The sequence below is a fragment of the uncultured Campylobacter sp. genome, assembly GCF_938017615.1.
Lineage (GTDB): Bacteria > Campylobacterota > Campylobacteria > Campylobacterales > Campylobacteraceae > Campylobacter_B.
This window is the reverse complement of record NZ_CALIJA010000153.1, coordinates 1-10,109: the sequence shown is the minus strand read 5'-3', so window position 1 is coordinate 10,109 and position 10,109 is coordinate 1. Positions and strand designations below refer to the sequence as shown.

11 protein-coding genes are annotated in these 10,109 nt (G+C 45.4%); 2 read left to right on the top strand and 9 right to left on the bottom strand.

Annotated elements, in window-relative coordinates; all coding sequences use genetic code 11:
- Window positions 1-177: 177 nt before the first annotated feature.
- Window positions 178-870 carry a DNA adenine methylase gene (locus Q0620_RS07860; RefSeq protein ID WP_298784295.1) on the top strand — a complete coding sequence of 231 codons (693 nt, stop codon included), beginning with the start codon at window positions 178-180 and terminating at the stop codon, window positions 868-870.
- Window positions 871-1,005: 135 nt separating this feature from the next.
- Here the strand turns inward: Q0620_RS07860 and Q0620_RS07855 are convergent, their stop codons facing one another.
- Entirely contained in the window at window positions 1,006-2,217 is a 1,212-nt protein-coding gene (locus tag Q0620_RS07855) for a saccharopine dehydrogenase family protein (protein WP_297996534.1), read from the bottom strand.
- 67 nt (window positions 2,218-2,284) lie between these two features.
- Between Q0620_RS07855 and Q0620_RS07850 the strand changes: the two genes are divergently transcribed.
- Window positions 2,285-2,416, top strand: a complete 132-nt coding sequence (locus tag Q0620_RS07850; protein ID WP_297996536.1) for a hypothetical protein — start codon at window positions 2,285-2,287, stop codon at window positions 2,414-2,416.
- Window positions 2,417-2,590: 174 nt separating this feature from the next.
- On the opposite strand, the gene Q0620_RS10885 is transcribed toward Q0620_RS07850, so the two are convergent.
- The 8 genes from Q0620_RS10885 to Q0620_RS07815 all read right to left on the bottom strand — a co-directional run bounded on the left by Q0620_RS10885 (window position 2,591) and on the right by Q0620_RS07815 (window position 9,902).
- Window positions 2,591-2,698 carry a DUF2892 domain-containing protein gene (locus Q0620_RS10885; protein WP_365951458.1) on the bottom strand — a complete coding sequence of 36 codons (108 nt, stop codon included), beginning with the start codon at window positions 2,696-2,698 and terminating at the stop codon, window positions 2,591-2,593.
- A 548-nt stretch (window positions 2,699-3,246) separates the two neighbouring features.
- The gene (locus Q0620_RS07845) at window positions 3,247-3,732 is read right to left on the bottom strand and encodes a hypothetical protein (protein WP_295151131.1); all 486 of its coding nucleotides are present in this window, start codon (window positions 3,730-3,732) and stop codon (window positions 3,247-3,249) included.
- Window positions 3,733-3,774: 42 nt separating this feature from the next.
- On the bottom strand, window positions 3,775-4,404 hold the full coding sequence (locus tag Q0620_RS07840) for a LysE/ArgO family amino acid transporter (protein ID WP_298784292.1): 630 nt from the start codon (window positions 4,402-4,404) through the stop codon (window positions 3,775-3,777).
- Between the two features lie 10 nt (window positions 4,405-4,414).
- On the bottom strand, window positions 4,415-5,353 hold the full coding sequence (locus tag Q0620_RS07835; protein WP_298784290.1) for a hypothetical protein: 939 nt from the start codon (window positions 5,351-5,353) through the stop codon (window positions 4,415-4,417).
- Window positions 5,350-5,967, bottom strand: a complete 618-nt coding sequence (locus Q0620_RS07830; protein ID WP_298784288.1) for a hypothetical protein — start codon at window positions 5,965-5,967, stop codon at window positions 5,350-5,352. Before Q0620_RS07830 ends, Q0620_RS07835 begins: the two co-directional genes overlap by 4 nt.
- Window positions 5,968-6,205: 238 nt before the next feature.
- On the bottom strand, window positions 6,206-6,763 hold the full coding sequence (fdh3B, locus tag Q0620_RS07825; RefSeq protein WP_005871109.1) for a formate dehydrogenase FDH3 subunit beta: 558 nt from the start codon (window positions 6,761-6,763) through the stop codon (window positions 6,206-6,208).
- Window positions 6,764-6,772: 9 nt separating this feature from the next.
- Window positions 6,773-9,694: a formate dehydrogenase subunit alpha gene (locus Q0620_RS07820; protein WP_298784286.1), complete on the bottom strand. Its 2,922-nt coding sequence runs from the start codon at window positions 9,692-9,694 to the stop codon at window positions 6,773-6,775.
- 10 nt (window positions 9,695-9,704) lie between these two features.
- A complete protein-coding gene (locus Q0620_RS07815) occupies window positions 9,705-9,902 on the bottom strand; it encodes a twin-arginine translocation signal domain-containing protein (protein WP_298102690.1) in 198 nt (65 codons plus the stop codon).
- Window positions 9,903-10,109 lie beyond the last annotated feature (207 nt).

Here is a 10,109-nt window from a genome sequence, read left to right as displayed (position 1 = left end):
AGACAGGGTGTTGAGACAAACGTTTCAAGATTCCCTTCATCTCCCCGGTATATACTAACCAAAGCAAATAAGAGATAAAAATAATATTCTAAAAGAAGTATTTCGTTTTTTAATACTTTACAACCGATTCATGGCTTTATTGCAGAAAATTATTCACCAGCTGGCAAGGATGGCAGAATGTACTTTACAGAACAAAATGCGAAAAAGTGTGATGCAATAAGAACCAAAATAGAGTTTTTTAAAAAAAACAAAGTAATCACAATTGATGAATATTTTTTTCTTATCTCATCCTTATTGGAAAGCATAGATAAGTATTCTAATTCGGTTTCAGTATATGGAGCATATTTAAAAAAATTTAAAAAGGCAGCTTTATTAGAATTTTATTTTAGGCCAAGCAAGCTATATATTAACCACCAAGAACACGAAATATATAATCAAGATGCAAACGATTTAATAAAAAGAATTAGCACAGACGTGCTCTATCTAGACCCTCCGTATAATCGCAGACAATACTATACAAATTATCATATACTAGAAACAATTGCCAAATATGATAATCCAGTGATTTATGGAAAAACTGGATTGCGACTAGAAAATGACAAAAGATCAAAATATTGTCTTGTAAATACAGCATATAATGAATTTAAAAATTTGATTGAAAATGCTAATTCAAAATATATATTTATGAGCTACAATAACGAAGGAATAATACCTATACAAGCAATAAGGGGAGTTTTTGAAAAAAAAGGAAAGTTAAAAGAATTTACTATTTCTTATTCTAGGTATAAATCCGACTCCAAAAGAAAATATTCATCTAATAAAACAGTAGAGTATCTATTTTGCTGTACTTGCAATACATACTGCATCTAGTATTATTAAAAATTTTTCACAAAATTAGAGTTTGTGGCTAAATTTTACCTTGCGAATGAGGCGGGCTGTATGTCCCGTCGCAGTAAAGCAAGGTAAAATTTAACAAAGTATAGCGGAAAAAGACAAGCCTTAAATTTAGACTTCATACCTCTCGCCCGGTTTCATTTCTATCATCTCCCACGGCAAGCCCTGCTTATTTAGCTCGTCCATGAAAGGCTTGGCGTCGAAATTTTCCATATTAAAGACGCCTTTGCCGCTCCAGATGCCCCTTGCGACCATCATCGAGCCGATCATCGCAGGTACGCCCGTCGTGTAGCTCACGGCCTGCGCGCCAGTCTCGGCGTAGCAAGCCTCGTGGTCGCAGACGTTGTAGATATAGACCTGACGCTCTTTGCCGTCTTTTAAACCGCGGATTACGCAGCCGATATTGGTTTTGCCTTTCGTGCGAGGGCCGAGCGACGCAGGATCAGGCAACAAGGTCTTTAAAAACTGGATCGGCACGATCTTTACGCCGTTGTGCTCGACCTCGTCGATGCGTAGCATGCCGACGTTTTCTAGGCATTTCATATGCGTGAGGTAGCTCTGCCCAAATGTCATAAAAAAGCGGATTCTCTTCAGCCCTTTGATGTTTTTTACTAAGCTTTCTAGCTCCTCGTGATAGAGCAGGTAGCTGTCCTTGACGCCGACTTTGGGGTAGTCCCATTTAAACATTATCTGCATCGGCTCGGTCTCTTTCCACTCGCCGCGCTCCCAGTAGCGGCCTTTTGCGCTTACTTCGCGCAGATTGATTTCTGGGTTGAAATTCGTCGCAAACGGATATCCGTGATCGCCCGCGTTGCAGTCTAGGATGTCGATCTCGCCGATCTCGTCAAAGAGATTTTGCTGTGCGTAGGCGCAAAATACGTTTGTCACGCCCGGATCAAAGCCGCTTCCTAGCAGCGCCATAGTGTTTGCGGCTTTAAACTCGCCGTCCTTCGCCCACTGTAGCTTGTATTCAAATTTGGCGGTGTCTGGGTGTTCGTAGTTTGCGGTGTCGATGTATGGTATACCAGCGCGAGAGCACGCATCCATCAGCGTTAGGTCCTGGTACGGCAGCGCGACGTTTAGCAGTAGCTCGGCGCCCGTTTTTTTGATGAGCGCGACCACGGCGTCGGTGTCGTCCGCGTCGATCTGGACGGTATCAATCTGCACGCCTAGGCGGTCTTTGATAAACTTAGCAATCGCGTCGCACTTGCTTTTAGTGCGGCTAGCAAGGGTTATTTTTGTAAAAACGTCCGCGTTCATCGCGCATTTTACGGTCGCGACTTGGCTCACGCCGCCCGCGCCTATGATTAAGATATTTGACATTTTGGCTCCTTTAAATTTTAAATTTAGCTGCAATTTTAGCAAATTTAAGATGAATTTTAAGAGGTGAGTGCAATTAATCATAGAGTTTGGTTGTGGCGGACGCGGAGCGCAAGCCCGCTCTAGCAAGAGCGCCGAAAGCGGCGCGGCGCTAAAATTTACGCAGATAGCGGCATGCCGATTGACGGCGGCACGAGATTAAATTTACCGCCTTGTATTGCGCGATAAAATTTTAAGCTTTAAAGGGCCAGTTTAAATTTAACACTCCGCGTCGAAGCATGGAGAATTAAAAATTTAAAGTTCGTTCACTTCGCCGCTAAAATTTATCGCGCCTCTTGCCCCAGGCACGCGATAAAACCGTATACCGCGGCTAAATTTAGCGCTTTAGCGAACAGCGGTTTAAAAAGTAGCAAGCGGGGCAAAATCCCGTAACGCCCACGATAAAGGGCACTAGTCCGACCAGCCCCCACCAGCTGCCAAACAACGGCTTTTGCGATCATTATCGCTAGTCCGATCAGCGCTCTTATTATCCTAGTTTTTTTACTTAGCATTGCGTTTTCACTTTTTTGTTTTTACATTTTGCACGTATTAATGCTTAAAATTTTTAAAGTAAGCAATGGCAGCAAACCGCCACCTAGCGTATCATCTTTGAGCCCGCCCTCCTATATACGCGCCTTGGTTAAATTCGGCTTCGTTTAATTATCTTTTCTTTTGCATAAAAGTGCGATTCTACAAAATTTATGTGCCTAAGAAGCAAAATTTATGCAAGCTCGATTTAAAATTTTGACGAATGTAAAGCAAGGGGAACTCAAACGCTGGCGGTAATGCGGCGAAATTTACATGCAGCTTTAAATTTGAAATCACGATAAATTTTAACCGAGCGAAATTCTATCGTCGCAGAAAGTTTGTCTAAATTTAGCTCGCCGCGTATTTTTAGGGTTTAAATTTATGCGTCCTCGCGGCAAAGAAGCATAATGCGGACGTAATATTTACGATCGAAGAGGCACCTGATCTCACGCCGCACCGCTAAAATCAGATTTCGTAGCGATAAATTTTGCCGAAATTTTCATCCAGATTGTAGCTAAACTCACCGCCTGCGTAATAGATTGTCTCGCCGCTCTCCAGCTCAAAGCGCTGATATACACGCAGCACGACCTCGTTTTCGCTGATGCCTTGGACATGGATAAAGATATCACTCTTTCTGCCCGCAGTCATCGCCATCTGGTAGAGCTGATTAAATAGTGCATATTCCGGATCTTTCTCAGCGTCCTCTTGCGATAAAAAGCCCTCCAACACGCCCAGCATCTCCGCGCGAAATTCCGTCCTGGCGCGCGCATAAGCGTTTTGGATATTTTCGATCTGGTTGGTATCGAGTAAATTTAAAAGCGAATGTTTGCCCACGTAAAGCGTCGCGCTCGATGTGATTTTGCCATCCTTGTCGGTCACCAGTCGCAGAGCTTTCTCTACGCGCCACAAGGCCTCTTTTAGCTCGAGCCCGCTTTCAATTTCAATCTTCATCATAGATCCTTTATCAAGAATGCGGAATTTTAGCGTGAAATTTTAAATTTTAAAGACAAACTTCGCGATCAGATACGCCATATACAGCATCAAAACTCCGACGAGCGCGTCGATTATGCGCCATGCTCTGCTGCTTGCAAAAAGCTTCGAAAGCGCCCCTGAGCCATATCCTAAGCCGAAAAACCACGCAAACGACACGAACATAACTCCCGCGTAAAACCACGGCTTTTGGGCATCTGCGATCGTAGCGCCGAGCGAGCCCACGACCACGACGGTGTCTAAATACACGTGCGGATTTAGAAGCGTCACCGCAAGAGCTTTGGCTACGACGGGCGCCAGCGGGCTATTTGCAGAGTTTTGAATCTTGGCAAAATGCGAGCCTCTGTAGGCGCTAAAAAACGAGCTTAGCGCGTAGCAGAGCAGAAATATAACCCCGCCTATGCCTAAAATTTGAGTAAGAAGCGAGCCCTGCTTAAGAGCGCCGCCGATTAAAAATATCCCTACGGCCGTAAATACGGCATCGCTTAGCGCACAGACCATGCAAACAGCCGCAACATGGTTTTTCGCAAGACCTTGGGAGATAACGAAGATATTCTGCGCGCCGATAGCAACGATGAGCGAGAGCATCAGCGCGGCTCCTTGCAAGAAAATTCCGATCGGCAAGGAGCTCAAGGCCGCGCCTCTACTTATTTTTACTTTCGCAGGCGGAGTTTCGCATCGCGGTATCGACGGTATCGGAGTCAGCTAGCGCCGTACTTTCGAGCGCAGCGCCAGGCTCATTATCGCCCGCGGAAATTTTAGACGCGAAATCCTCGGCACCTGTGAAATTTTCACCCGCAACGGCATTATTTGAAGAAACTGTATTATTCGGCGCGGCGGAGCTTTGTTTGTTTAAATTTGAAGCGCCCTCTAAATTCTGCGTGCTGTTTAAATCGGCGGCGCCATTAGAATTTTGCACGGCGGAATCCTGCGTAGAGCGGGAATTTTCCGCGCCTAAATTTTCACCTAAATTTTGTGCGCCGTAGGAACTTTGCGCATCGAAATTTTGCGAAGCAAAATTCTCATCGCGGAGGTTTTTAGCTTTAAAATTTTTACCGCTACCCGCACTTTTTTTAGAACTCTTAGCGCCCTTGAGAGTTTTTGAGGCGGTTTGCTCTTCCTCAGAGCTTTGCGAAAGACCCGCTTTTTCGCGCAAAATTTTACTCAGCTCGTAGATCGAAATTTCAAACGAGCCCGGCAGCGTGGCCTCCGTGTCGCTGTAAAATCGTAAAAAATTAAAGCGGTCCTGCGCCTGCGGCGCTTTTTTGAATACAAAATTTAAAAGCTCCGTTTTGTTTCTGCCCGCGACGAAGGTTTTGGTGCCTAAATTTGCGATATCTTTGTATTCGAAGCTCTCGGAATTTGCGCCGCGTACGATCGTAAAAGCATCCTCGCCGATCTGCAAATAATTTTTAGCGCCGAGTCTAAGCGCGCAAAAAAACGCGCAAAATGCCGCCACTACAGAAGCGAAAAGCGCCGCACCGCCAAAGCCCGCGTGGTAGCAATATCCGCTAGCGAGCGCCAAAATCGCCGATCCCGCCAGCGTCATCGCTACGGACTTTTTATTCTCTTTTACTATCATCTTCCCTGCTTAATCAGTTGTCTTATATATTCGTAAATTTTAAAATTTAGCGCATCCATTACCGAGTCTTTAGAGCCCGGATTTTTGATGCTTTGGTAGTTGAGGTTCGTTACGTAGTCCTTCCACGCGCCCTTGTTTTTAACGCTTATATAGAGGCTAATCTGCGAGTCGTAGAAGTAGTCTCTGTAATAATCGTCGTCGTCCCAAGGATCATAACCAAACGGCATCCCCCAGCCCACGCCCACGCCCGTATATCTGTAATATCTGCCAAATCCCATACCGAAACTAAATCTCGGATTATCCCACGATCTGCGCGAAAAATCCGCCTTGCGGAAGTAGTTTAGATTGCCGCCGATTTGGACGTTCGCCGCGCCTTTATTTACGACTTTAAATCCGTCCGCACGCAGATGCTGGATCACTGCTTGGGTTAAATTTGAATCCGTCGTAGAGGTATTGGTGAAATTTACGCTTATGAGTTTATCCTGCGGAAATTCCATAATGTGAAGCGGCTCGGAAGTGCGCACGATACCGCTATTTACGGGCACGTTTTTAGAGCAACCTGTAAAAATCAAAAACGCCGAAATGACCAAAAAAAGTGAAATTTTATTTTTCAAGACAGATCCTTTCGCTCAAGATTTCAAATCCTAAATTTGAGTGATTGTAGCATAAATTTAAAATTTTAATGTCGGCAAGAAGCTATTTTTTGAAATAATCTAGCGGTGAATGAGCAAGAGTGGAATTTTTAAATAAAATTTTGTGCCGAGCGACCGTTAAATTTAAAGCCGTCGCTCGGTCGAAATTTCTGTGAAAGGAAGCGGAATTTTAAACCGGAGCGTTTAAAATTCCATAATCTCATAGGCTCACGCCGCGCGTAAGTACGCGCTTGCGATAAACCTCCGAAACTCTGCTCGCGTCGCCCACGATTAGAGCGTTCGTGCAACAGATCGCCGCACACATCGGAACCTTGCCCTCTGCGATGCGATTTTGACCATATTTATGAAGCTCCTCGTGCGAAAACGTAGGCTCCGGTCCACCCGCGCACATAGTGCACTTATCCATCGCGCCTTTGATACCGAAAGCTCCGTCTCTAGGGAATTGCGGAGCACCGAACGGACACGCGTAGAGGCAGTATCCACAGCCGATACATTTATCTTTGTCGTGTAAAACGACACCGTCGGTTCTGATATAGAAGCATTGAACCGGGCAAACCTGCGCGCAAGGCGCATCGGTGCAGTGCTGACAAGCGATAGAGCTTGAAACCTCCTGCCCCTCTATGCCTTCGTTTAAAGTAATAACCTTGCGCCTATTGATCTGCACGGGAACCTCGTGAGCCGAGCTGCAGGCTACCTGGCAACCATAGCAAGCGATGCAACGCTCGACGTCGACGTAAAATTTTAATCTTGCCGGCATTTTATCTCCTTATGCTCTTTCTAGTCTGCAAAGACCGGCGTTAAATTCCGAAATTTGCGTATTTATGTCAAAGCCGTAGTTGGTAATCGTATTTGAGCTCTCACCTCTGATATATGGCTTAGTGCCCTCAGGATAGCGCTCGCTTAGATCCTCGCCCTGGAAAATTCCCGCGAAGTTATACGGCATAACAATACGATCAGGCGTAACGGCGTGCGAATAGATGCACTTGACTTTGATCTTCGTGCCTTGCGGCGAATGGATCCACATCATCTCGCCATCTTTGATACCTTTATCAGCGGCAAGCTTAGGATTTACGTGCGCAAACATCTCCGGAGTAATCGCCGAAAGATACTTGCTCGTGCGCTCGATCATGCCCGCACCGCTTAAATTTACAAGCCTTAGCGAGCTTACGATAGTAGGGAAGTCCTTGCTCCAATCCTGCTTTTTCTGCTCGGAGATAAATCTCGTAAAGACGCGGAAATTTCGTTTTTGATCCGCAAAGGTCGGATATTTCTCCACTAAATCCCATCTAGGCGAGTGGATCGGCTCGCGGTGCTTCGGAATTTGATCCGCAAACTGCCAAACCTTCGCTCTTGCTCTTGCGTTTCCGCAAGGGCAAATTCCAAACTCGCGACATTTCTTAGCGATAATGCCGCTATAATCTGTGCTCCACGTAGGCCCCATCTTGGTTTTTTCATCCTCGCTTAGCGTAATACCTAAAACCTGTTCGATATTTGCCTTGGTAATCTCTGCATGACCGCCTTGAATTTTTGATCCCGGAAGTGTAATGCTCTCGTCGGCTAGCTGCGAAACGCCATCGTGTTCTAAGCCGAAGCGGTTTCTAAATCCCATACCGCCGTCGGCATAAGGCTTAGTTACATCGTAAAGAATCGGCGTGCCCGGGTGTTGCGTATCCCAGCAAGGCCATGGAAGTCCGTAGTATTCGCCCTCTACTTCTCCGCCTATGCCGCGCAAAGTATCGGGATCAAATAGATGCCAGTTCTTCTGCTGTCTGCGAAATCTAGCTGCGGTGCGTCCGTTATTTCCAATACTTTGAGTATTGCGTGCAATCTCATCGGTAGCGTCGTCAGGCCAAACAAAATCGTCTTTAACCTGCTTAAGCTCGCCATCAACGATGCCCATCTTCATGCCGCGAACGTATTCGTCGTAAAAGCCGAATTTTTTCGCGAATAAAAACATTACTTCTTGATCTTCTTTGCTCTCAAATAGCGGCTTAACAATCTGAGTTCTCCACTGACCGCTACGGTTTGTAGCGCTTAGATGACCTTCGCTTTCAAACTGCGTAGCTACCGGCAAAACATAAATTCCATCCGGTCTATCGTTTAGAATCGCTACTTCGTTTAAGAACGGCTCGGCGACTACCAGCATATCGATCTTACCTAATGCTTCTTGAGTCTCTCGAACGTGAGCCATAGAAGTAATTCCTGTGCCTTGCACCCAAAGAACGCGGACATTGCCACTACTTAAAACGGGCTCGTTTTTCAAAACGCCCTGCCACCATTTAGATAGCGAAAAGCCCTTTTCGTTGCGCCAGTTTATCACATCTTGCTCGATGCTCGGATCGTAGTGAAAATACTCGGTAAAATTCGTACCAGGCACTTTTTCACCCTGCTTTTCGTGCGGCTGCTTAGTAGAGACGGCAAATCTTTTAATAAACTGCTCGTAATCTACGCCCCAGCCCTTGCAGAAGTGCTTCCAAGCGTTATCGGCTAGCCCGTAATACGCAGGCAAGCTATCGGAGAGATTGCACATATCGGTAGCACCCTGAACATTATCGTGACCTCGAAGGATGTTGCAGCCGCCGCCCGGCTTGCCCATATTGCCTAGTATGAGCTGCAAAAGAGCCAAAATTCTAGTATTAGAACTTCCGATCGAGTGCTGTGTAATGCCTAGAGCCCAGCATAAAGTAGCGGGCTTTGTGGTAGCAAACATCCTCGTAAATTCTATCAGCTCCTCTTCTTTGCAGCCGGTAACATTGGCTACCTCTTTAGGATCCCACTTCTCAGCTTCGGCTCTAATCTCCTCTACAGCGTAGGTTCTGGTTTTTATTAGCTCCTTATCTTCCCAGCCGTTTTTAAAGATTAGATGGAGCATTCCGTACACAAACGCTATATCGGTTCCCGGACGAATTCTAATATACATATCGGCCTTAGCCGCAGTTCTAGTAAAATTTGGATCAACTACAACGATTTTCGCGCCGTTTCTATCGCGAGCCTGAAGAGCGTGCTTCATAGCTCCCACTGGATTTGCAACCGCAGAATTCGCACCTATGAAAAGGATCATTTTAGAATTTTTCGCCATATCACCTACGTGATTTGTCATAGCTCCATAACCCCAAGTATTCGCCACACCGGCGACTGTTGCGCTATGTCAAATTCTGGCTACGTGGTCGTTGCTGTTCGTACCCCAGAAGGCTGCAAATTTTCTAAAATAATATGCCTGCTCGTTACAAAATTTAGCCGAGCCCAGAAATACCACACTATCTGGGCCGTCCTCTTTGCGAACTTGAAGCATTTTATCGCCGATTTCGTTAACGGCTTGCTCCCAACTTATGCGCTCCCACTTGCCACCAACCTTTTTGAGTGGATATTTAAGACGCATTTTAGATTTGGTTAGATCGATTTGATCGATTCCCTTACAGCAGTGACTGCCCTGCGAGATCGGGTGATCTACTGCCATATCTTGGCGAATCCAGGTATTGGTGCTCTCATCCACTTGAGCCTCGATACCGCAGCCTACGGAACAGATCGAACATATCGTTCGCTTCATAACGGAACCTGGAAATGGGTTTTTGATCTCTTGCTCAGTAGCGGCTCTTAGCGTATTATTTTCGCCAAACGCAGCTACGCTGCTCGCTCCTAAAGCGGCGAGTTTCAAAAACGATCTCCTTCCGATCGCATTCTCACTCATGAAAATTCTCCTAGTAAGCTACTTTATAGTATTTTTTCCACGCTTCACTCTCCCAGTAAAGCACCTCTTTTTTCGGTGATTTGCCACGAACGGTATCGCCGTAATCCTGCTCATTTTTCGCTAGAGCCTGAGATGCGGCAACGCCCACGGCACCTACCGCGCCGATTTTTAGAGATTTTTTAAGAAAATCTCTGCGTTTGTTTTCCATGGTTTTCCTTTGTGAAGAAATCGCTTTAAATCTTTTATTGTAGTAACGCCTGTTACAGGATTTAAGTCTAATGAATTATAACGAAAAGGCAGTGAGATGGAAATTAAATTTTAAGTTACTTTTTAAATTTTATTTAAAATTCAAAACGATTTTCATTTTAATTTTAAACAAACAAAACCAAGAGAAACAATGCAATGAAAACATTCA